Annotated in this window: 17 protein-coding genes and 2 pseudogenes; 5 read left to right on the forward strand and 14 right to left on the reverse strand. The window is 69.3% G+C overall.

The window, feature by feature from the left end:
* Window positions 1-22: 22 nt before the first annotated feature.
* On the forward strand, window positions 23-439 hold the full coding sequence (locus ACWDR3_RS30645) for a hypothetical protein (protein ID WP_450355821.1): 417 nt from the start codon (window positions 23-25) through the stop codon (window positions 437-439).
* Between the two features lie 203 nt (window positions 440-642).
* Here ACWDR3_RS30645 and ACWDR3_RS30650 read toward each other — a convergent pair whose 3' ends face one another.
* The 4 genes and pseudogenes from ACWDR3_RS30650 to ACWDR3_RS30665 form a co-directional block, all read right to left on the reverse strand.
* The gene (locus ACWDR3_RS30650; RefSeq protein ID WP_450355822.1) at window positions 643-1071 is read right to left on the reverse strand and encodes a VOC family protein; all 429 of its coding nucleotides are present in this window, start codon (window positions 1069-1071) and stop codon (window positions 643-645) included.
* A gap of 645 nt (window positions 1072-1716) precedes the next feature.
* Window positions 1717-1824 (reverse strand): annotated as a pseudogene (locus tag ACWDR3_RS30655) (IS110 family transposase); the annotation flags it as partial.
* A 311-nt stretch (window positions 1825-2135) separates the two neighbouring features.
* Window positions 2136-2375 carry a hypothetical protein gene (locus ACWDR3_RS30660; RefSeq protein WP_450355823.1) on the reverse strand — a complete coding sequence of 80 codons (240 nt, stop codon included), beginning with the start codon at window positions 2373-2375 and terminating at the stop codon, window positions 2136-2138.
* A 320-nt stretch (window positions 2376-2695) separates the two neighbouring features.
* Window positions 2696-3556 carry an SDR family oxidoreductase gene (locus ACWDR3_RS30665; protein ID WP_450355824.1) on the reverse strand — a complete coding sequence of 287 codons (861 nt, stop codon included), beginning with the start codon at window positions 3554-3556 and terminating at the stop codon, window positions 2696-2698.
* Between the two features lie 89 nt (window positions 3557-3645).
* Between ACWDR3_RS30665 and ACWDR3_RS30670 the strand changes: the two genes are divergently transcribed.
* Both ACWDR3_RS30670 and ACWDR3_RS30675 read left to right on the forward strand, forming a co-directional pair.
* Window positions 3646-4374 (forward strand): TetR/AcrR family transcriptional regulator, encoded by a 729-nt coding sequence (locus ACWDR3_RS30670; protein ID WP_450355825.1) that lies wholly within the window; start codon window positions 3646-3648, stop codon window positions 4372-4374.
* Window positions 4375-4392: 18 nt separating this feature from the next.
* Window positions 4393-4592, forward strand: a pseudogene (locus ACWDR3_RS30675) (3-oxoadipate CoA-transferase); the annotation flags it as partial.
* A gap of 149 nt (window positions 4593-4741) precedes the next feature.
* On the opposite strand, the gene ACWDR3_RS30680 reads toward ACWDR3_RS30675, so the two are convergent.
* Genes ACWDR3_RS30680 through ACWDR3_RS30695 form a run of 4 tightly spaced genes read right to left on the reverse strand, consistent with a single transcriptional unit; the run spans window position 4742 to window position 9855 of the window.
* A complete protein-coding gene (locus ACWDR3_RS30680) occupies window positions 4742-5557 on the reverse strand; it encodes an ATP-binding cassette domain-containing protein (RefSeq protein ID WP_450355826.1) in 816 nt (271 codons plus the stop codon).
* Entirely contained in the window at window positions 5554-7311 is a 1758-nt protein-coding gene (locus tag ACWDR3_RS30685; RefSeq protein ID WP_450355827.1) for an ATP-binding cassette domain-containing protein, read from the reverse strand. The genes ACWDR3_RS30680 and ACWDR3_RS30685 overlap by 4 nt, the downstream gene beginning before the upstream one ends.
* On the reverse strand, window positions 7308-8252 hold the full coding sequence (locus ACWDR3_RS30690) for an ABC transporter permease (protein WP_450355828.1): 945 nt from the start codon (window positions 8250-8252) through the stop codon (window positions 7308-7310). Before ACWDR3_RS30690 ends, ACWDR3_RS30685 begins: the two co-directional genes overlap by 4 nt.
* A gap of 10 nt (window positions 8253-8262) precedes the next feature.
* Complete coding sequence (locus ACWDR3_RS30695) at window positions 8263-9855, reverse strand: ABC transporter substrate-binding protein (protein ID WP_450355829.1); 1593 nt, start codon at window positions 9853-9855, stop codon at window positions 8263-8265.
* Between the two features lie 427 nt (window positions 9856-10282).
* Here ACWDR3_RS30695 and ACWDR3_RS30700 point away from each other — a divergent pair, with 427 nt between their 5' ends.
* Entirely contained in the window at window positions 10283-10900 is a 618-nt protein-coding gene (locus ACWDR3_RS30700) for a TetR/AcrR family transcriptional regulator (protein WP_450355830.1), read from the forward strand.
* Complete coding sequence (locus ACWDR3_RS30705; RefSeq protein WP_450355831.1) at window positions 10897-11694, forward strand: sugar phosphate isomerase/epimerase family protein; 798 nt, start codon at window positions 10897-10899, stop codon at window positions 11692-11694. Before ACWDR3_RS30700 ends, ACWDR3_RS30705 begins: the two co-directional genes overlap by 4 nt.
* A gap of 660 nt (window positions 11695-12354) precedes the next feature.
* Here the strand turns inward: ACWDR3_RS30705 and ACWDR3_RS30710 are convergent.
* The 6 genes from ACWDR3_RS30710 to ACWDR3_RS30735 all read right to left on the reverse strand — a co-directional run bounded on the left by ACWDR3_RS30710 (window position 12355) and on the right by ACWDR3_RS30735 (window position 21738).
* Window positions 12355-15018: a family 78 glycoside hydrolase catalytic domain gene (locus ACWDR3_RS30710; RefSeq protein ID WP_450355832.1), complete on the reverse strand. Its 2664-nt coding sequence runs from the start codon at window positions 15016-15018 to the stop codon at window positions 12355-12357.
* Between the two features lie 61 nt (window positions 15019-15079).
* On the reverse strand, window positions 15080-16432 hold the full coding sequence (locus tag ACWDR3_RS30715) for an MFS transporter (RefSeq protein WP_450355833.1): 1353 nt from the start codon (window positions 16430-16432) through the stop codon (window positions 15080-15082).
* 254 nt (window positions 16433-16686) lie between these two features.
* Entirely contained in the window at window positions 16687-18498 is a 1812-nt protein-coding gene (gene uidA, locus ACWDR3_RS30720; protein ID WP_450355834.1) for a beta-glucuronidase, read from the reverse strand.
* A 43-nt stretch (window positions 18499-18541) separates the two neighbouring features.
* The gene (locus ACWDR3_RS30725; RefSeq protein ID WP_450355835.1) at window positions 18542-19357 is read right to left on the reverse strand and encodes an SDR family NAD(P)-dependent oxidoreductase; all 816 of its coding nucleotides are present in this window, start codon (window positions 19355-19357) and stop codon (window positions 18542-18544) included.
* A gap of 26 nt (window positions 19358-19383) precedes the next feature.
* Window positions 19384-20586 (reverse strand): glycoside hydrolase family 1 protein, encoded by a 1203-nt coding sequence (locus tag ACWDR3_RS30730; RefSeq protein ID WP_450355836.1) that lies wholly within the window; start codon window positions 20584-20586, stop codon window positions 19384-19386.
* Window positions 20587-21129: 543 nt separating this feature from the next.
* Window positions 21130-21738 (reverse strand): TetR/AcrR family transcriptional regulator, encoded by a 609-nt coding sequence (locus ACWDR3_RS30735; protein WP_450355843.1) that lies wholly within the window; start codon window positions 21736-21738, stop codon window positions 21130-21132.
* Window positions 21739-21843 lie beyond the last annotated feature (105 nt).

Genomic DNA, 21843 nt, shown 5'->3' on the forward strand with positions numbered 1-21843 from the left:
CCGCGCAGAAGGACCTCAAAACGTGGGAGTGCTGGGTATCCCTCACGCGCAGATCGGCAAGACCTATCGTTTCGCGTTCCCGCCGTTCGTGAACGGTACGGACACAACGCTGGTCATCGAAGGCGTGAAGCTCACTCAAGTTCCTCAGGGAGCCAGGGTGATCGACTACCCAGTGTATTCAGTCAATGATACCGATGGGTACATCCTGGACAGTCAGGATGCACTCAAGGACCCGCGGGACATGACTCGAATGCCTAACTATGCCAGCAAGCCGATCGCGGTGAAACCGCACAAAAGAAGTGACTTCTATGCAATGGTCGCAGTTCGGGTGACCGCCCGGGTTCAACACCACCTGGGAGGTTGTCAGATCAACTATTCGCAGAAGGGTAAGGAATATCGGCAGACCCTGCGCTGCGACTTCGCACTCGACATGAAGTGACCACTGGTCAAACGTCAAGCTGCAATATCGAGGCTGCGCTGCGGAACGGAGGTAACCGCAGCGCAGCCTCGTGGTCGTGCCGACCGGGACTCACCGATTACTGGTGGTCCGCGACGACAGTAGACCGCCAACTCGAATGCGCCCTTACACGTTCAGGTGTTGGATGGCCTGGTGGCGCCAGCGTCGGCCAGCTCAGAGCCTCGCTAGTAGCCCACGGCCTGTGATCCAGCGCAGGCGAGTCCTCCGATGAAGCTGCAGTCAGCGAGGAAACCATTGCCCGGTTCAAGGACACAGAACTCGTTGCCCTCGGGGTCAGCGAGTACCACATGGGACGCGTCCGGCCCCTGGCCGACGTCGGCGTGCTGCGCGCCGAGGTCGAGCGCCCTGGCCACGGTCTCCTGCTGGTCTTCCAGGGAGGAACTGGTCAGGTCGACGTGCAGCCGGTTCTGGGCGGTCTTCTGTGTCTGGGAGGGACGGAAGCCGATGCGGTAGCCGGAGTCATTCCCGGACAGCAGGGCGACGTCGTCGTAGGAATCGTCGGCTCTCTCCAAGCCCAGGACGCCGGACCAGAAATACGCCAAGCTCTCCGGCTGGTGCCCGTCGAAGGAGACTGCGAAGAGTCGGCTGCTCATTGCGCCACGCATCCTCGGTCCGTTGAGTGCCCACGGTCGACAGAGCACCATGACGGCGCCTCGAACGAGGATCCTATGAGTGGGCTAGCCCAGTGGCTGGAGACGGCTACCACGGTCACGGTGACTGCCGCGCTTCTGCCCTTCATGCAGTCGCTGGCAACTCAGGCCGGGGCGCGGATGTTCGATGTGGGGCACGGTTTCATGGACCGGACAGTTCGGCGCCTCATAGAACGAGGCGCGATGGTGGAACGGTCTGTCGACGAACATGGTGGCTCACGGGGTCGGTGAAGCCTGAAGCACCACTGGGTCTGGAGCCCTCTGATCAGACGGGTTCATCGGCCCCGGCCTTGCGGTGATGACGCTAGTGATCAAGTCGATGATGTTCGTGGTCCGAGCCCCTCGCGGGAAACACCTCTCAGCTCACCGGGAGCTTCCGAGCCTCTTGCAAAGACCGAGGACCCCGCGGGCAGCTGGGGTCACGAACGGCTGATCGGATGACGGGCCATCAGAGCCCTTCCATTAGGGAGTCGCGTGCGTCCACGGCTGTGACCACCAGCATCAGACACTCCCGACGGAAGGACGTGAAACAAGCCCGTGAGGATCTTCTGCGGAATCGACTGGGACAGCGACCACTACGACATCGCCCTCGTCGTTGCCGACACGGCGCGACAGTCGCCGTTCACCACGGGCGTCGAGTGCCACACAGTGGTGATGCTCCTTGCCGATGTCGACTCCGGCCCAGATCCTGAACATGACCGCCTCCGTCAGCTGTTCGTTCTGCGGTCCCGCGGACGGCCTTGCCGACGTTGTCCTGCACAGCGATCAAGTCGCTTATCCCAATGAGCGGTTGTGACCGTCACGGGCTCCGGGCGGCCAGGTCTTTTCGGCCATCGAGCGGCGACGAGCTCACTGCCATACCCGGAACCCTCGGACTCACCGATCCTACGAATGACCGGCGTAGACCCGCGCCAAAACCGTAGGACAAGCTGAACGTGCCTTTGACCTTGGCCGGGTCCCGTGACACCTTCTGCCACGGAAGTTCGACCGGTCTTATCGGGACAATGTCACCAGCCCATGTCCCTGGCGACCGCCTCTTGAGCGACGGCAATCTCCTCAGAGGTGGAGCCGGTCAGGTCGATGTCAGCGTCCGACTCCAACCGGGAGAGCAGATCCGCCAGTGCCTGCTTCTGGGCGGGGTGCGTCACTGGCACTGAGTCGAGATCCGTACTCATCAACCAGTCGAACAGCACGACGGCATCGGCACGCCACATGCGTACGGTCACGGTGGGCAGATCGGCTGTCATGGGCACATGATGCCAGTTGGTGATCCAGGCTGACGTCAGTCGAATGGCCCCTCGAACTCGATCGTCCGAGAATGAATTGCCTGACGTAGAGGTGGCCTTCGTCCGATCCTTTGCTCCGTCACGGAGGCACGGGAACAGCGCGAAGCCCGTGATCGTGAGCTTGGCGCATCAGGGAAACCTCTGGGACGGTGTGGAATCTGATGCGGGGCCTGGGGCTTGTGCCCGAGGCCGCCGATCTGGTGATCGACGTCCTCGGGCGACAGACGACGAGCCTTTGCGGGCGGCGAGTCAGGTTCGGCTGTCTGCGCGCCCCACCGGATCTATTCGGCCCAGGCATGCTCCAGCTGGGTGCGGAAGGTGGCGGGCTTTCGCCCGATCAGTTCGGCCAGCGTCGAGTCGACAGCGGTGAACTCGCCATTGCGCGCCGCGGTAAAGATGCTCAGCAGCAGGTCGGCGATCGGGGCCGGGGCGCCGTGCGCCAGGGCCTGGTCTCGGAAGACGTCGTCGGGGACGACGGTGCGGGTGAAGGATCGTCCGGTGGTCTCGGACGCGATCTCGGCGATGGTGTCGAAGTCGAGCGCCGCCGGGCCTGTGAGCGGCGGAGTGGGCCCCTCGAAGTGTGCCTCCTTGGCGAGGATCACCGAGGTGGCCTCTGCGAGGTCGTCGTGGCCGGTCCAGGCGACGGGGCCGTCGGCGGGGAGGGCGATGTCGCCGGTGCGGCGGGTGGGCTCTAGGAAGTGCAGGGCGCTGGAGGCGTAGAAGCCGTTGCGCAGCGCGGTCCAGGGCAGGCCGGTGGCGTGCAGCATGTCCTCGGTCTGGGCGTGGTCCCGGCATGCCTGGAAGCGGGAGTCGTGGGCGGCGCCCATCTGGCTGGTGTAGAGGATGCGGCCGACGCCGGCCCGCACGGCGGCGTCGATGGCGGCGCGGTGGCCGCTGACGCATTCCTGGCCTGTGCGGTCGAGGGACACGAGGAGCAGTTGCTCGGCGCCCTCGAAGGAGTGGGCGAGCGAAGTGGGGTCGTCGAAGTTGCCCTGGCGGACGCGGACGCCGCGGTCGGCGAGGTCCTGGGCCTTGCGGGGGTCGCGGACGCTGATGCCGACGCGGTCGGCGGGGACGCGCTCCAGGAGGCGTTCGACGGTGCGGCGGCCGAGCTTTCCGGTGGCTCCCGTAACGATGATCATTGGGTTCTCCGTGAGATGTTTCCGATGGAATCATAGAAACGGTAATACTGGAATTTCCGCTGGAAACAGATCATCGGTATCATCGGTTCATGGCTACGCGCGACTCAACCGACAGCCCACGGCGACGCATCGTCGAGGCCGCCGTCGAGCTGCTGGAGAACGGCGGCCCTGACGCGGTGAGCACCCGCGCGGTCGCGACCGCGGCCGGAATGCAGCCGCCGGCGATCTACCGCCACTTCGGCGACAAGGAGGGGCTTCTTGAGGCCGTCGCCGAGCACGGATACGCGCAGTTCCTGGAGAGAAAGCGTGCGCAGCTCGACCCCGCCCCACAGGACCCGGTGGAGGAACTGCGCCGCGGCTGGGACATGGTGGTCGAGTTCGGGGTCTCCCGCCCCGAGCTGTTCGCGGTGATGAACCGGGCCATCGGCCGGGGACCGGACGCGGCACACCGCGCGGGCCTGGAGATCCTCCACGGGCGGGTGCGTCGGCTGGCGGCCGGGGGATGGTTGCGGGTCGACGAGGAGCTCGCCGCCCAGATCATCCAGGCGACCGGCCAGGGCGCGGTCACCACCTGGCACTCCACCCCTGCGGACCGCCGCAACCCGGCGCTGCTGACCATCCTGCGCGAGTCCATGGTCGCTGCTGTCACTCGCGCCGAGCCGGTGGTCCCCGCCTCGGAGTCCGGTCCTCCCGCGGCGGCCCGCGCGCTGCGCGCCGCCCTCCCCGACGGTGCCGATGTCCTGAGCGACGCCGAGCAGCGCCTACTGCGTGAGTGGCTCACGCGCCTGGCGGCGGACGATGGCGCGCCACATGCCTGACCACGCGTCAAGCGCTGCCCGAAGGCCAAGGGTGACGTGGTCGACGCCGACCTGACCAACGCGGGCAAGGTCCCGGTGACCGAACTGCCGGGAGCGGCGACGACATCCCCGCCGTCGGCGGCGCCGTGGACCTCGCCATCGGCGCCCAGGACGTCTACGTGATGGTGACGGTATTCACCCGCTCCGGAGAGCCGAAACTCCTGCCGCACTGCACCCACCGCCAGCGCCCGCGATCTCGCGGAGCGACTCGGCATCACGCTGCCTTATAGCCCGCGACACCATCTTGCTGAAAGCGCCGTGGCCCACGGGGGGGGGCTTCCTGCCAACGGGTTCTGACGTGTTCGCCTGATGCGGTACGGCGAACAGGTCACAGGTGTTGTCGCGCCTCGCGCCGCCGACGCTGTGCGGCCGGGTCCGCGACCGGCGCGGCGAGCAGGAGCCGTTGCGTGTAGGGGTGTTCGGGGTCCGTGGTGACCCGACTCGCCGACCCGGTCTCGACGATGTCGCCGCGGTGGATCACGCTCACGCGGTGGCTGACGTGCCGGATGACCGCCAGATCGTGCGAGATGAACAGGTACGCGACGCCGGTGCGGCGCTGGATGTCGACGAGCAGGTCGAGGACGCGGGCCTGGGTGGTGAGGTCGAGTGCGGAGACGGGTTCGTCACAGACGATGAGCCGGGGGGCGGGTGCCAGGGCACGGGCGATCGCCACGCGCTGCCGCTGGCCACCGCTGAACTCCCGCGGCAGTCGCTGCGACGCGTCCTTCGGCAGCCCCACCTGGTCGAGCAGCTCCGCCACCCGGTGTCGGGCCTCACTCGTCCCGCTGCCCTGGACGATGAGTGGTTCACCGAGGATGTCCCCGATGGTGAGGGCGGGGTTGAGGGAGGAGTACGGGTCCTGGAAGACGACCTGGATGTCCCGGGCCAGGGCGCGGCGCTCCGCGCGCCCGGCGCGGGTGATGTCGTTGCCCCGGAAGCGGACCGTGCCGCCGCTGGGCGCGACCAGGCCGAGCACAGCCCGGCCGATGGTCGTCTTCCCGGAGCCCGACTCGCCGACGACACCTAGGGTCTCGCTCTGCCCCACGGTGAACGACACGCCGTGGAGGACCTCGTGGGAGCGGGCTCTGAAGCCCCGCCCCGGGTAGGCGACGCGCAGATCGCTCACCTCCAGCAGTGTGGTCATCGCTTCTCCGTTTCGAGCGCGCCCGCCGGGGTGGCCGGCGGGTCGGTGCGCAGCGTGGTCTCGTCGAGGATCGAGTCGAGGAGCGTGCGCGTGTAGGGGTGCTGGGGCGCGCCGAACAGTTCTTCCGTCGTGCCGGTCTCGACGACCGTTCCCTCCCGCATCACGGCCACGCGGTCGCAGATGTCGGCGACCACACCGAAGTTGTGGGTCACGAGCAGTACGGCCATGTTGAGTTCCTTGCGCAGGTCGCGCAGCAGGTCGAGGATCTCCGCCTGGACGGTGACGTCGAGGGCGGTGGTCGGTTCGTCGGCGATGAGCAGCAGAGGCCGGCTGGCGACGGCGCCCGCGATGAGGACGCGCTGCGCCATGCCGCCGGAGATCTGGTGCGGATAGGAGCGGAAGGTGCGCTCGGGTTCGGGGATGCCGACCCGGGCGAGGAGTGTCAGTACCCGGTCGCGGGCCTCGCCCCTCGACACGGGCGTCGCCGCGCGCACGCCCTCGACGAGCTGGGCGCCGACCGTGCAGGACGGGTCCAGGTTGGACATCGGTTCCTGGGGGACGTAGGCGATGGACGTTCCCCGTACCGCTCGCAGTTCGCGTTCGCTCAGGCCGAGCAGTTCGCGGCCGTCGAGGCGGATCGAGCCGCGGGTTACCACTGCCTCCGCTGGCAGCACGCCCAGTGCGGCGAACGCGGTCTGGGTCTTGCCGGATCCGGACTCGCCGACCAGACCGAGGGTCTCCCCGGCCGCCACGCTCAGGGTGACGCCGCTGACGACCTCCTTCAGTTCGCCGGTCGGCGTCGGGTAGGCGATCGCCAGGTCGTCGACGGTGAGCAGTCCGGAGACGGTGCCCGCCGTGGCGGGCGGCCGGTACGCGGTGGCGGTGACGATCCGGGCCGGCTTCGGACGGCCGCCCTCCAGGGCGTCCCGCAGCGCGTTGCCGAGGAGCACGAGCGAGGCGGTGATGATCCCGAGGACGAGACTCGGCCACAGGAACTGCAGCGGTTCCTCGTACAGGTTGGTGAATCCCTCGGAGATCATCGCGCCGAAGCTGGGCACCGTGTTCGAGCCGACGCCGAGGAAGGCCAGGCCCGACTGGACGGCGATGGACGACCCGGCGAGGAACGCGGTGGCGATGATCACCGGTCCGCGCACCACGGTGAGGACATGCCGGCGCAGGATGCGCCGGTCGGGGAGTCCGGAGACCCGGGCGGCGTCCACGTACAACTCGTTCTTCACGCCGAGGACGAGATTGCGTACGAGCCGGTAGACGCCCGGGGAGAGCAGTACGCCGAAGATGACCATGGTGGCCTTGTAGTCGCCCTTGGTCACCGGTATCAGCACGATGAGCAGCAGCAGCCCGGGGAACGTCATGATCAGGCTGAACAGCCACTCGGCGACTCCGCGTACGCGCCGCCCGAAGTACCCGCCGACCAGCCCGGACGTGATCCCGATCGCGAGGGCGATGCTCGTGCCGATGAGCGCCGAGACCATGCTGGTGTTGATCGAGAACAGGAGCCTGGCGAAGATGTCGCGGCCGCTCTTGTCGCCGCCGAGCAGATAGCCGTGATCGCCGGCGCCGGCGTTGACCGCGTCCAGGTTCGCCTCGTTGGCACCGTGGGAGGTGAGGACGGGGGCCAGCAGCCCGAGCAGGACGATGACGACGAGCAGGCTCGCGCTGACGACGGCCTGGGGGTCGGCGATCAGTCGCCGCAGAGTGGAGCGGCGCCGCGTTTCCGCATTCGGGGTGGTCAACTGACGATCCTCGCCTTCGGGTTGAGCCAGCCGTTGAGGAGATCGACGACGAGGTTGACCACGACGACGAGCAGTACACCGAAGAGGCTGATGCCCATGATGATCGGCACGTCGCCCTGCAGGGAGGCGTTGAACGCGTACTGACCGAAGCCCGGCAGGGCGAAGATCTGCTCGATGATCAGGGCCCCGCCGAGCATCTGGATGAACTCCAGGGACAGGACCGTGAGGGCCGGTCCGGCGGCGTTGCGCAGGGCGTGCCGCAGCACGATGGAGCGGGTGGGGATGCCTCGGGTGCGCAGGGTGCGGACGTAGTCCTTGCGCAGTTCGCCGATCATGGCGCCGCGGATCTGGGAGGTCAGGCTGGCGACCCCGCCCATCATCAGGGCGACCACGGGAATGGCGATGGAACTCGCCCAGCGGGCCGGGCTCTCGCTGAAGTCCGTGTATCCGGTGGCCGGGAACACGTGCAGCTTCACGGCGAACACATAGACCAGCGCGATGGCGACGAGCAGGCTCGGGACGAGGTAGCCGGTCATCGCGGCGCCCTGCGCGAACCGGTCGACGGCGCCGCCGCGTGCGGCCGCGGCCACCCCCAGGGCGACGCTGATGACCGAGGTGGCCAGCAGCGCGACGACGACGATCGACAGGGTGACGCCGAGCCGGGCGGTGATCGCGGAGCGGACCGGTTCGCTGGTGAAGTACGAGGCGCCGAGATCTCCGCGGGCGGCGTGCGAGAGCCAGTCGACGTACTGCACCGCCAAGGGCCGGTCGAGACCCATCCGCGCCTTCTGGGCGGCGATCTGCCCCGGTGTGGCGCCGTTGCCGAGGACACTGCTCGCCACGTCCTCGAAGGACGTGCTGAGCAACAGGAAAGTGATCATGGTCACCAGGACCGCGAGCACGAGGCCCGCGGTCAGGCGACGCAGCACATAGACCGTCATGGGTGGCCGCTCACCCTCCGGACCGCGACGAGTCGGCGACGCCGAACTGCCGGACGGTGGACATCGTGGAGGAGCCGTCGCCGAGGTAGGCGATGCCCTTCTTGGTGGCCCAGTCGCTGCCCAGGTAGAAGACGGGCGCCAGCCACGCGTTGTCGACGCCGAACGCGTTGATCTCCCGGTAGATCCCGGCGGCCTTGGCCGGGTCGAGTTCCCGGGCGGCCTGGTCGAGGAGCTTGGTCAGCTTCGGGTCGGTGGAGCGGAAGACGTTGCGGAAGCCGGTCGGGGTGTAGAAGCTGCGGGTCATGATCGCGTCGGAGGCGAGGCCCTCCACGAGCAGGAACATGGGGTACTTGCCGGAGGCGACGGCGGTGGTGGTCTGCTGGGCCGGCACCGGTTCCCAGGTCACCTTGATGCCGATGTCGGCGAGGGCCTGGGTGAACAGCGGCTCGAAGGACTTGGTGAAGACGAGGCTCGGCATGGTGACCTTGAAGCCGTTCGGGTAGCCGGCCTCGGCGAGCAGCTTCTTGGCCCCGGCGACGTCGTAGGGATACAGCTGGTTGAGCGCCTCGTCGTAGGCCTTGCTCTTCGGGTTGAACAGCTGGTCGGTGGCCTTGCCGGAGCCGCGCAGCACCTGCGTGACCATCTTCTGCCGGTCGAAGGCCATGTTGATGGCCTTGCGGACGCGCAGATCGCCGAGCGGCTTCAGCTTGGTGCCCGCACGGTCACCGAGGACGAGGAAGGCGCCCGCGGTCGCCTGCACATGCGTGATCTGGAAACCGGCCGCCTTGAGCGCGGGCAGCTGGGAGACGTCGGCGGTGCCGGCGTTGGTCTCGCCCGCCTTGAGGGCGTTGGCGGACGCGGTCGGGTCGGTGATCACCCGGATCTTGACCGTCTTGAAGGGGTACGCCTTCTTGTTCCAGTAGTCGTCGCGCCGGTTGAGGACGTACACCGAGCCGTTGACCGTGGTCTTCGGATCCAGGGTGTACGGCCCCGAGCCGACCGGGTTCAGAGTGGTGCTCTTGTTCGCCATCGTCTTGGGGTCGCCGATCACACCGGGCGACGTCGACAGCGCGGCGAGCAGTGAGGCGTCGGGCTGCTTGAGCTTGATGGCGACCGTCGAGGCATCGGGGGCCTCGACCGAGGCGACGGAGGCCAACGACAGCTGGCTCTGCCCCGGCGTCGAGCGGATCCGCTCCAGGGTGGCCTTCACCGCGTTCGCGTCCACCGGGTCGCCCGAACTGAACTTCATGTCCTGGCGGATCTTCAGAGTCAGCGTGCGGCCGTCCTTGGAGTACGACCAGCTCTGCGCGGCGCCGGGGTGGAGTTCGCCCTTGTTGTCCTGGAGAAGGAGCGTGTCGAAGATCGAGTCCCAGACGTAGGTCTGCTGGCCCTCGACGAGTTGGGCGGGGTCGAACGAGTTGGGCGTGCCGAGGATGGACAGCGCGAGGGTCTGGTCGGTGCCGGAGCCCGACGCGGTGGTCGGGCCGCTGTCGCACGCCGAGGTGACCGTGGCCAGCAGGGCTACGGCGGCTACGGCGGCCAGGGCCTGGGAGCGCTGTCGCGGCCGTGGCCCGGGCCGGGAAGGCGAGAAGCAGATGCGCATGGTGGATTCCTTCGTCCTGGAACCTGGAGGGCCGAGGCCTTCGTCAGTGCGTCGGTAGGGCGGTGCGGTCATGCACCGGTGCACGAGTGGGCCGACACACGCGTGGGGGTGTGCGGCGGAGCCCTGAGTGACGTCGGCATGCGGTGGTGAGCAGGGCCCGTTGCGGCGGTGGCTGATCCGCCGGTGCACCCTGTCACGTGAACAGTTACCACGTGGTCGGATTTCATTCGGAAGGTAAGCCCCGGCGGGAGGCGCGGGAAGAGTGGGGACCGCGTTCGTAACCAGAGCGTTATCCGGCGTGAACTCGCCGCGTCCCGTCCCTTGCGCTCATGGCCGCCGCCGCCCACAATCCGAACAGGCCGCGAAACGTTAAGGCTTGGAAGGTTTTTGGAATGGTGATGCGGGATTCGGAAAGAGGAAGCGCACTGTGACCCAGGCCAAGGCTCGCGGCCCGTACACCAAGACCCCGGCGAGGCGGGCGGAGATCGTCCGGGCGGCGCGCGAGAGCTTCGCGGAACACGGGTTCACGAAGGCTTCGCTACGGGACATCGCCGAGCGGGCCGACATCACCCACGCCGGTCTGCTGCACCACTTCCGCACCAAGGACGACCTGCTCGCCGCCGTGCTCGCCGAACGCGACACGGAAGAACGGCGGTACGCCGAGTCGAAGGTCCCGGACATGGACCACCTGGCGCCGTACCTCGGCGACATGCTGCGCCACCACCAGAAGTCCCCCGAGTTGATGCGGCTGTGGATCGAGCTCGCGACGGCCGCCTCACGTCCGGAGCATCCCGCACACGGATACTTCGTGCAGCGCTACGCCTGGGGAAGCGAGCAGTTCGCGCGGGGCATGCGCGGCAAGGCGGACAGCGGAGAACTGCACGAGGCCATCGCCCCCGAACACGCCGCCACCCTGCTCCAAGCCGTGCTCAACGGCCTGCAGTTGCAATGGCTGCTCGACCGGGATCTCGACATCGTCGGCCCGGTCCGGGCCTTCATGAAGATGACCTTCCCGCAGGCCGCACCACCAGAGGACGAAGAATGAGACCTGGCGCTCTCGCCGTCCAGCTCTACAGCGTGATCGATGCCCTGGAGGCCGACCGCCCCGGCACGCTCGCGCGCCTGGCCACGCTCGGCTTCCGTCACGTCGAGCCGTTCGCGCTCGGCCTGTGGAACACGCCTCCCGACGAACTGGCCGCCACCGCACGTGCGTTGCGCGCGGACCTGGACGAGGCCGGCCTCGGTGTCAGCTCGGTGCACATCGCCGTCTCGGCCGACGGCCAGGCAGCCGCGGTCGAGGTCTGCCGCATCCTCGGCACGGACACCGCCTTCGTGCCGGTTCCGTGGCTCGTCGACGGCTTCGACGAGCGGTCCCTGGAGAGCCACGACGGAGTGCGCGCCTTCGCCGGCCGGCTCAACGCGGCGGCGCGGGAGCTGGCAGGGGCGGGGATCCGGCTCGGCTACCACAACCACCACTTCGAGTGGGCGCGGCTGCCGGGCGGCGCCCACGCCTTCGACGTGCTGTGGGATCTGCTCGACCCCGAGGTCCTCGCCGAGGCCGACGTCTACTGGGCCGCCGTGGCCGGCCAGGACCCGGCCGAGGTCCTGAAACGTCTCGGAGAACGCGCCGTGGCCGCCCACCTCAAGGACGGGCCCGCCACATTGGACACACCGCAGACGCCCATCGGTACGGGGGACATCGACATCCCGGCCGCGCTGGGTGCCGGGACCCATCTGCGCTGGCACATCACGGAGATCGACCGCACCGAAGCGGACCGCTTCGAACTCCTCGCGGCCAACCGGCAAGCGCTCCTGGAGGGTGGCCTGACCGTCCCCTGATACTCCCTCAGCCGTGGTTGCCCCGTGGAGGGACCCGTGCCGTGGCCGACGGGGACAGGGGCGCGGACATGATCGAGCCCGAGCGGAAGCCGGTCACCAGCGAGGAGACCGTCGACTCCGGCGGTACTGCGTCGTTGTCGCCGACTCCACGGACGCCGGTCGACGACCGTTTGCACCCAAGAGGGCTGGAAGCCTTCGTTTCCCCATACTGGGCCTGTCGTTGGAGGTGGCATGACTGCGGCAGGGGATGAGGACGGGGCTTCGGTGGCCGTCGTCCGGCTGACGGGCGCCTACTGGCTCACGCACGAGGGCAGTGACTGCGCATGGTGTGGCGCATTGTTCGGTTCAGGCAAATCCGATGCGACAACGGATGTCGCGGGACGTGCCGATCACGCCGCACGGAGTGAGAGTCGGGTGCCGAGGTGGATGGATCAGGTACGAGTGGTGATAGTGCCGATGGCGGTGCTGGTCGTGGCCTCCGCGTTGGCGGCGGCGCTGTTGTGATCACGAGTCAGGTGCGACAGACGCGTTGAAGAATTCGCAACCGGGCGACGGCGTTCAGGAGTCGGGCCCGGGTGGGGGCGGGAGAGTAAGAGGTAGTGGTCGCCATTGACCGCGATGGCCGTCAGTACGTGCTGGATGTGGACCTCGCCGGTCGACTCAACCCGCCTTCCCCACGCGGCGGGAGGCGCTGAACCTGCCGCAGGGAAGGGGTTCCACCGTGGTGCCGTCGGGGAAGACGACGCGTGCGGTGGTGGCCGGCGGGACGTCGACCGTGACGGTGAGCAGGTCGCCTGCCGTTCGCCACTCGACGGCGATCGTGCCCTGCGGGGACTCGTGCGTGCCCCGGGCCCACGGCACGGACGGATGCGGGACGGGCGCGACCTCGAAGGACTCCCAGGCGACCGACCTCGGTATCTGCCGCAGGCCCAGGACGTGGGTGTGCAGGAAGCGGACCACCGCGCCTTTGCTGTAGTGGTTGAGCGACTCGTGCGCTGTGCCGGTGTCGTCGACGCCCTCCCAGTCCTCCCAGATGGTGGTGGCGCCGCGGTCGAGCATGTACAGCCAGGACGGCGCGGTGCGCTGGAGGAGCAACTCGTAGGCGAGGTCGGGGTGACCCGTATCGGCGAGGACGGGGAGCAGGTCGCCGGTCGCGAGGAAGCCGGTGCCGAGATGGGTGTCGGCCGCACGGATCAGCTCGACCAGGCGCGCGGCGGCGGCTTCGCGCAGTCCACCGGGGACGAGGTCGAGCGACAGCGCGCGTACATAGCCCGCCTGGGTGTCCCCGACGGTGCGTCCGTCGGGGGAGAGGAACTCGGTGCGCCACGCGTCACGTACCCGCTCGGCGATCTCGGCGTAGCGGTCCGCGTCCTCGGTACGGTCCAGCACTCGTGCCACGCGGGCCAGGGTCGCCGTCGAGCGGTACAGGAAGGCCGTACCGATCTCGCCCTTGTCGGCCAGGAACCAGGCGACGGGATCGTCCTTGACCGGGTCGACACGGCTCCCGTCGGCCGCCTTCACCCGGGGCTCGGTCCACTCACCCCAGTGGAAGGAGCCGTCCCACAAGTACCGCTCGTGCGGCAGCGGTTCGGCCGAGCGCTCGGTCCGGGACGGGTGACGGAGCGTACGGGCGGTCGTGAGCGCCCATTCCACCCAGCCGACCATCGCCTCCCAGTTCTCGGCCAGCACCTCCCGGTCGCCGTACGCCTCGTACAGCTCCCACGGGACGGCGACGACGGCGTCTCCCCAGCCGGCCGAGCCGGTCATCAGGGCGAACTGGTCGTCGAGGTGGTGTTTCATACGGCGTCCGTCGGGCGAGAAGTTGGCGATCCGGCCATCGGGCAGCTGGTCGTCGCGGACGGAGCACAGCCACTTGCGGCTGAAGCCCAGGACGTCGTAGAGGCGTGTCGCGGTGGGGGCGAAGACCTGGTAGTCGCCGGTCCAGGCGAGGCGTTCACGGGTCGGACAGTCGGTGGGCACGTCCACGGCGTTGCCGCGGAAGCTCCATTCGGCGATCTCGTGGAGGCGGTTGAGATCCTCGTGTCCGCACATGAAGGTGCCGGTGCGGCGCAGGTCTGAATGGACGACCCGCATGACGACGCTCGCCGGGTCGAGCGGGGCGCCGTCGCGTCGGACGCGGGCGTAGCGGAAGCCGTGCACGGTGTGGCGCGGCTCGAACGTCTCACCGCCGCCCGCGGACACCACCTCGTCGCGCTGGACGAAGGGGATCGATGCCTGGCCCGGCCGGGTGGCGTCGAGGTGAGTGGTCGTCAGGTCGCCGTCGGGGCCCAGGTGTTCGCCGTAGTCGATGACGGTACGGGTCCCGGCCGGTCCGAGGTCGCTCAGAGTGATCCGGCCGGAGGCGTTCTGACCGAAGTCGGCGATCCAGAGCCCGTCCCCGATCCGCTGGACCGATTGTGCGGGGCGCGACCCCACGACCCGCACCGGCGGTGCCGGCGACCAGGTGATCGCGGGTGCCTCGACCCGGTCCACGAGGACGGGCCGTTCGGTGCCGGGCCCGACGCGGAAGTCGGTGGTCTGCCCGTCCATCAGGTCGGCCCGGGTGATGGCCGACTCCGCGCTTGTCCACGTCCCGTCGGTACGGACGACCTGCCGTGTGCCGTCCTCGAGCATGAGGTGGAGTTCGGCCCGCGCGCCGGGCACCGATCCCCAGCCGGCCGGTTGGCGGAAGGCGCCCACCTGGCCCCGGTACCAGCCGTCGGACAGCAGGATCTCGATCCGGTTGTCGCCCGTGACGACGGCTTCCGTGACGTCGTAGGCCTGGGCGTAGAGCGTACGGTCGTACGAGGTGGCGCCGGGCGTGAGTTCGGCGGTGCCGGCCCGTTCGCCGTTGACGTACGCCTCGTACACCCCGAGTGCCGTCGCGTACAGCCGTGCCGAGCGCACCCCGGCCCGCACCGGGCACCGGGCCGACAGCGCGTATGCGGGTCGCCTGCCGTATCCGCGGTCGCCGGACTCGGCGGGACTGATCCAGCTCGCCCGCCAGTCGGCGGCCATCAAACCGCTCTCGAACGTGTGCCACCGCGACCACGGCGAGTCGCCGTCGGCGCCGAGCGCCCGGACCCGCCAGGCCACCCGACGGGCGCTGTCCAGCGCCGCCCACGGCCAAGGGAAGAAGCGGTGCCTGCCCACCGCAGTGGTCACAGCGGGCCGCGCCTCGTCGTCGACGGCGCACTCCACCTCGTACGCCACCGGGTGTGCCGCGTCCGACGGCGGCTTCCACGACAGCCGGGGTGTGGGCCCCGACACGGGGAAGCCGTCACCGCTGCTGTCGATGCCCAGGTCGTACGGTGCGTTGTGCATGTTGTGCCTTCTCCGAACTCGGTGGAACAGGATGGTTCTCGGGACGCCGGCCGGGGCGGCGCTACCGGACAGACTTGATCTTGAACTTGACGATGAGGCCGCCGACCAGGGCCAGGACGGCGCCGATCAGGTAGAGCCGGGTGTAGTTCTTCTCGCCGCCGTCGCTGACGCCGAGGGTGACGACGAGCGAGGCGATCAGCGGGGCGACGGCGCTGGGGATCTTCTGCGCGAAGGCGACGACGGCGAGATAGCGGCCGGCCTCGGTCCGGTCAGGCAGGACGGCGAACACGATCGCCTGGTCGACGGCGCTGAACAACGCGATGGCGAACTGCATCAGCACCGCGCCGACGACCAGTTGGGGCAGCGAGTGGGCGAACGCCTCGGTGACCGCCCCGGCGACGAACACCGCGGAGCCGATCAGGGCGAACAGCTTGCGCCGGCCGAGCTTGTCGGAGAGGAAGCCGCCCCCGATGGCACCGCCGGCAGCGGCCACCACGCCCACGGTCCCGATGACCGCCACGATCCCGGCGACTTCCTTGACCGGCAGGTCGAGCCGCTGCGCGTAGAAGAAGGTGCCGAAGGTCGTGTTGAAGTACAGGCCCATGAAGAAGACGAACCGGCCGAGCCAGTTCCAGCCGAAGTCCGGGTACTTGCGCGGGTTGAAGCCGTAGCTGGCGACCATGCTCCGCAGGGTCACGCCGCCGGTGTGCACGAGCGTGCGGGAGTCGCCCTCGGGCTTGAACACCGGGAACAGGATCACCAGGGCCGCGCCCAGTACGCCCGGGACCAGGAACACCAGAAACGTGCTGGAGGCCACCCCGTACGCGAGGCCGATGCCGATCACGGGGGCGATCTGGGTCATGACACTGGTCAGCGCCGAGACCCGGCCGCGCTGCTCCTCGGACACTCGGTCCGCCTGGACGTTCTGGACGGCCTGCCCGGTCGTGGACCAGCCGATCATGCCGACGACCCACGCCAGGCCCAGCAGGAGGACCGACGGTGCGAGGGCCACTCCGACGAGCGCGACGGTGCCGAGGAGGGCGCCGCTGATCATGAAGGGGGTCCGGCGGCCGAGCCGGGAACGGGTCCGGTCGCTCCAGAGGCCGATCAGGGGGCTGAGGACCAGGTAGACGAACTGCGCGGACCCGGTGACGTAGCCGAGCTGTTCCTCGTGCCCGGGTGCCAGGTCGGAGATCCGCACCGCGAGCGAGTAGGAGAGGGGCACCATCAGGGCCAGGGACCCGCCGAAGCTGGCGATCATCAGCCAGAGGAGGTAGTCCCTGCCGACCGTCTGCAGCGGCGGTGCCTCGATCTCGGGCTTGGCGGGCGGCTCGGTGGGAACCCCGACGGCGTCCTGCGGCGACACCGTCAAGGGGGACCCCACCACGCTGACGTCTCGGTCGGCGTGAGGCATGAGGACTCCTTTGTCGCATGGTCACGAGGTGTGGCGGCAGCCGGCGGCACGGTCGATGCCGTACCGCCGGGATCCCGGCTCGGGCGACGCCGGTGAGGGACGCCCGGGGCTGCGGCGAACGCACAACAGTGGTGGCCGTGGCCTTACGCCGATGGGTGCCGGGGTCGAGACATGGGCCGCCTGCTCGGTTACGAGGCGCAGTGGCAGCCCAGTGCTGCGTAACGAAAGCACGGTGCCGCGCGCCCCCGCAGGTGTCAGTCGGCCGTGGCCTCGCCGGGCTTGCGGCCGCCCAGACCCTGCCAGCGCCGGCGCAGGGCGAACGCGGCGGACTTGGGCTTGCGGTCGCGGGTGAACACGCCCTTCTTGTTGCCGTCGACGCGGTGGATGCCGGGAGAGGTCTGGAAGTCGGCGAAGTTCCAGACGTGTTCGCCGACGAACTCCGGGATGCGGTCGAACACGCGGTGGTACATGGCGAGGAAGTCGCTCTGGTACTCCTCGCTCCACGGCGTGTCCCAGACGGAGTGCAGGCCGGGCTGGGTGTCGGCGCCGTACTCGGACATCATGACGGGCTTGCCGAAGCGCTGGACCCACCCACGCAGGTCCTGCTCCAGATACCCCTCGGCGGTCGCGAGGTCGCCCGTGAACAGGTACCAGCCGTAGTAGCGGTTGATGCTGAGCACGTCGAACAGGTCGCCGATCTGGTCGTTCTGCGGCGTCGCGAACATGACGGCGGCGTAGGTGAGGGGCCGGGTCGGGTCGAGCTTGCGGGCCAGTTCGACCAGGGGCTCGAAGTAGTCGCGGGCGCCGTCCTCGTTGGAGGCCGGCTCGTTGGCGAGACACCACATCACCACGCTCGGGTGGTTCCTGTCCCGCTCGATCAGCTCCCGCAGGTGCTGGGCGTGGACGTCCCGGGTCGTCCCGCCGAAGTTCTCCGGCGCGAAGGTGGGGGTCGGCGGGATGCCGGTGAGGCCGCCCTGGACGCCCAGGTTGAGGCCGACGGCGGCGGTCTCGTCGATCACGACGATCCCGTGCCGGTCGGCGAAGTCCAGGACCTCTTCGGCGTAGGGATAGTGGGAGGTGCGGAAGGAGTTGGCGCCCGTCCACTCCATCAGTTGGAAGTCGTGGACGAGGTAGGCGTCGTCGTGGCCCTTGCCGCGGACCGGGGTGTCCTCGTGCTTCCCGAAGCCGGTGAAGTAGAACGGCTCGCCGTTGATGAGGAAGTCGGTGCCCCGCACCTCGACGGTCCGGACGCCGAAGGGCTGGGTGTAGCTGTCCACGGTCTCGCCGTCGACGGCCAGTTCCACGACGAGGTCGTAGAGATAGGCGGCGCCCGGCTGCCAGAGCGTGACGTCCTCGATGCGCAGGACGCCCTCGGGGCCGTGGCCCTCCGCGACGGTCCGGCCGGACTCGTCCACCGCACGCACCCGCACGGTGACGGTGTCGGCGTGCTCGCCGTCGGTCTCCACGCGGTACTCGACGGTGCCGGCCGTGCCGTCCCGTCCGGTGACGACGGTGACGTCCTCGACGAAGGTCGTCGGCGTGCTGTACAGGCGGACCGGGCGCGCGATGCCCGCGTAGTTGTAGAAGTCGTGCAGATACGACTGCCGTTCGCGGCCGTCGGGGCCGGTCGTGACGGTGCCGGGCGGGATCGTCACGTTCGTCAGCCGGTTGTCGACGCCGACCGTCACCCGGAACGCGGCGCCGGGCTCGACGACACCGGTCAGATCCGCCTCGAACGGGGTGTAGCCGCCGCTGTGCTCGGCCACGAGCCGTTCGTCCACGTAGACCTGCGCGGCGTGGGTGACGGACCCGAAGCGCAGGACCACGCGTTCGCCGGCCCAGCCGCGCGGCACGCGCACGTCGCGCTGGTACCAGACGACTCCGACGTGGTCACGGATCTCCGGGTCCACGAACAGGTCGTTGTAGCTGGCGGGCACGGGGACTTCGAGCGGTGGGACGATACGCGACGCCCACGGGGTCGCGCCGGCCCGGGTGCCGAGAGCGAACCGCCACAGGCCGTCGAGGCCGACGAGGTCGCGGGTGGGGGTGGTGCGGGGCGAGAGCATGGGGTTCCTACCGGGTCGTCGGGGCGCTGGGGGCGGTGTGCCGTTACAAGGTCTCGCCGGCGTCGGCGAGGAGCGTGCTGCCCGTCATGAAGGCCGAGAGGTCGCTGGCGCAGAACAGCACCACCCGGGCGATGTCGTCGGGCACGCCGAGCCGGCCGAGCGGGCCCGGCTGCATCACGGACATGAACGAGTCGGCGTCCACTCCGGCCGCCGCGGCCGCCGCCATGTTCCCCTCGGTCGGTACGAACGTCGGGGCGACGCCCAGTACGCGGATGCCGAACGGGGCGAACTCCAGGGCCAGTTGGCGGGTGAGGCCGCGCGCCGCGTGCTTGGAGCCGACGTACGCGGCGAGCCCGGGTGCCGTCCCGCGGAACCCGGCCGTGGAGACGACGTTGACGATGACGCCCCCGCCGCCGGCTTCGCTCATCCGGCGCGCGGCCTCGCGGGAGCCGAGGAAGACGCCGCGGGTGTTGACCGCGAACACCTCGTCGAAGGCTTTGTCGGACATCTCCAGCGCGGGCACGCTGGGGAAGATCCCGGCGTTGTTCACCCAGATGTCGATGCCGCCGAGCTCCCGCACCGCGAGGTCGGCGGCGGCCACGACGCTGTCGGTGTCGGTGACGTCCAGATGGGTGCCCAGGGCGCGGCCGGGGCCTCGGGCGCCGAGTTCCTCGGCGGTGGCGGTGGCGAGCTCGTCCTGGATGTCAGCGACGAGCACGTCCGCTCCGGCTTCGGTCAGCCGCTCGGCGACGGCCCGGCCGAGTCCCTGGCCCGCGCCGGTCACGACGGCGCGCCGCCCGCTCAGCGAGACGAGTTCGGCCAGGGACTTGGACGAGACGTCGGGTACGGAAACCTGCACGGTGTGTCCCTTCGGTGGAAGTGCGGTCAGATCCGGCCGCGGCGGGCGGTCTCGCCCAGCCATGCGAGAGACGGCTTGGGGCGGCGCTCGAACGTCTCGCGGTCGACCTCGACCAGACCGAACGTCGGCGCCCAGTGGCCCCACTCGTAGTTGTCGAGCAGGCTCCAGTGCAGATAGCCGCGTACGTCCGCCCCGTCGGCGATCGCCTTGCCGAGGTGCTCCAGGGCCTCGCCCGTGTAGGCGATGCGACGGGTGTCGTCAGCGGTGGCGATGCCGTTCTCGGTGATCAGGATCGGCAGGCCGCCGGTGAACTCGGCGGTGTGCCGTACCGCGATGCCCAGGGCGTCGGGCCGATAGGCGGTCCCCACCAGCGTGTTGTCCGGGTGCGGCGGGTAGGGCTCGATGCCGTCCGGGCTGACCCACGGGCTGGAGTACGACTGCACGCCCACGAAATCGTCGCCGCGCGACCCCTCCAGGTAGAGGTCCTCCCAGACCCACTCCAGCTCCCGCTTCTTCTCCTCCGCCCCGGGACGGGCGACGAAGGCGCGGTTGGCGACCGTCCAGCCGACCTTGGCGCCGGCGCGCTCGCGCAGGACCTCCCGCGCGGCATGGTGCGCCTCGACGAGCCGCGCGCCGATGGCCGCGTCGGGGGCGGGCAGCGCCGGTCGGGGCCCCTCGTTGTCGAGGGTGGGACTCTGCCACTCCCCGGCGGCCTGCGCGCTCTGCATCGCCCGGGCCATGCCGACCATGATGGCCAGCATGTTCGGCTCGTTCATGGTGACGACCCACTCGACGCCGTCGAGGATCGGCGCGACCGTCTCGACGTACGCCCGGAAGCGGTCGACCGCGCGTTCGCCGAGCCAGCCGCCCTCCTGGGCGAACCAGAGCGGGCTGGTGAAGTGGTGCAGGGTCACGACCGGGGTCAGACCGAGTTCGAAGGCCGTTTCGATCATGCGCCGGTAATGGGCGAGTTCGGCGCGCGACACCATGCCGGGAACGGGCTCGATACGGGCCCATTCGATGCCGAAGCGGTAGGCGCCCAGCCCGGCGTCCGCGAGCAACTGCATGTCCTCGCGGAACCGGTGGTAGCTGTCGCAGGCGTCGCCGCTGCGCTCCATGCCCGGGATGCGCCCCTCGTTCGCCCAGAAGTCGCTGTTGAGGTTGTTGCCTTCGATCTGGTGCGGGGCTGTGGAGGCTCCCCAGAGGAACCCGGGCGGGAATTCGGTCATCGTCGACTGCTTTCCTGAGTGTCGGTGGGTTGGGCCTCGTGGCACCCGGGCCACGGATCGGCCGTTCGGGCGCGGTGAGCAACGGCCCGAGCACGGAGGGGCGTTGAGGATTGAGCGGGCTCTCCCGCAGGGCGGGTTGCGACCTTTGCCGGTTCGTCGGTTCGTGAGTGCGAGGTTGCGACCCGCCAACACCTACCGTGTGGTTAGTTTTCGTCTGGACGGTAGACCGGGATCGGAAGGGCGGGAAGGCTGCCGCTCGGCTTCGTGATCAGAACGTTACGCAGCAACGTCTCGGCCGGTGGGGCCCGGGCGCGCGGTGAGCGGGGCGGGAACGAGCGGTCCGTATGCCGAGGTGGCAGCCCATGGCGACGATTCGCCTAGGGCGTACCGGAGGTGGCGGGGGCGCAATTGGCGCGCGAGGGAAGCGCGCTGCGGCGCGGACGGTTCGTCGCCGCCCTCTGTGGGTGAGATCCCTCGGGTCGCCCGCGAGGCCGTGCGCGAGCGTGCTTCAGAGGGTGTGGGATGCGTTGGTCGGCGCTACGTTCACTGGTCGGCGCGGTCGTGATCGAAGAGCAGACGTACGAAGTCGGTGACGGGCCCGACGATGTCGAGGTCCTGGTCCAGCACCCACTGCAGCTGGAGCCCGTTGAGCACGGCGTGGAAGAGGACCGCCGCGCTCTCCGGGCTGACGCCTTCGCGCAGCCTGCTGTGCGCGTCCTCGCTGTCGAGTCCCTCGGCGAACTGGGTGCGCCCGCGTTCGTAGCGTTCGACAAAGTAGGCGTGGGCGGGATGATCCGGCCGTGCGGCCGCGGCGGCGAGCTCGATCCACAGGCGCATCAGTTCGGGGGCCCTCTGGTGGTGGCGGATGAGCTCGCCGAGATAGGGGGCGAGCTGGTCCGGGCTGTCCACTGCTTCCAGGCCCTGCTGCCATTCCTCCGCGTCGCGTTCGGCGAGTACCTCGGCGAGGAGTTCGTCCTTGTTCCGGAAGTGGTGCAGGAGGCCGGCGTGGGTGATGCCGGCTCGTTCCGCGATGTCGCGCAGGGAGGCTTTGGTGTAGCCGTTCTCGGCGAAACTGTCGCGTGCCGCTCGTACGATCTCCGTCCTGCGGGCAGGTGTCTTGGCGTACGGTCCACGCGCTTTGGCCTGGCCCACGGTGCGCTCACTCTCCTCGACGAAGCCCGGTCCGGGACGGTCCTGCGCGGCTGCTGAGACCTCAAAGCTTCCCACATGGTCAAGATTCGTGTCTGCGCACACCCT

The sequence above is a fragment of the Streptomyces sp. NPDC001002 genome (assembly GCF_053599215.1).

Coding starts and splice junctions, on each gene's coding strand:
- ACWDR3_RS30650 (WP_450355822.1), bottom strand. CDS start 1,071: ATGAGCAGCCGACTCTTCGCAGTCTCCTTCGACGGGCACCAGCCGGAG.
- ACWDR3_RS30660 (WP_450355823.1), bottom strand. CDS start 2,375: ATGACAGCCGATCTGCCCACCGTGACCGTACGCATGTGGCGTGCCGAT.
- ACWDR3_RS30665 (WP_450355824.1), bottom strand. CDS start 3,556: ATGATCATCGTTACGGGAGCCACCGGAAAGCTCGGCCGCCGCACCGTC.
- ACWDR3_RS30670 (WP_450355825.1), top strand. CDS start 3,646: ATGGCTACGCGCGACTCAACCGACAGCCCACGGCGACGCATCGTCGAG.
- ACWDR3_RS30680 (WP_450355826.1), bottom strand. CDS start 5,557: ATGACCACACTGCTGGAGGTGAGCGATCTGCGCGTCGCCTACCCGGGG.
- ACWDR3_RS30690 (WP_450355828.1), bottom strand. CDS start 8,252: ATGACGGTCTATGTGCTGCGTCGCCTGACCGCGGGCCTCGTGCTCGCG.
- ACWDR3_RS30695 (WP_450355829.1), bottom strand. CDS start 9,855: ATGCGCATCTGCTTCTCGCCTTCCCGGCCCGGGCCACGGCCGCGACAG.
- ACWDR3_RS30705 (WP_450355831.1), top strand. CDS start 10,897: ATGAGACCTGGCGCTCTCGCCGTCCAGCTCTACAGCGTGATCGATGCC.
- ACWDR3_RS30710 (WP_450355832.1), bottom strand. CDS start 15,018: ATGCACAACGCACCGTACGACCTGGGCATCGACAGCAGCGGTGACGGC.
- ACWDR3_RS30715 (WP_450355833.1), bottom strand. CDS start 16,432: ATGCCTCACGCCGACCGAGACGTCAGCGTGGTGGGGTCCCCCTTGACG.
- uidA (WP_450355834.1), bottom strand. CDS start 18,498: ATGCTCTCGCCCCGCACCACCCCCACCCGCGACCTCGTCGGCCTCGAC.
- ACWDR3_RS30730 (WP_450355836.1), bottom strand. CDS start 20,586: ATGACCGAATTCCCGCCCGGGTTCCTCTGGGGAGCCTCCACAGCCCCG.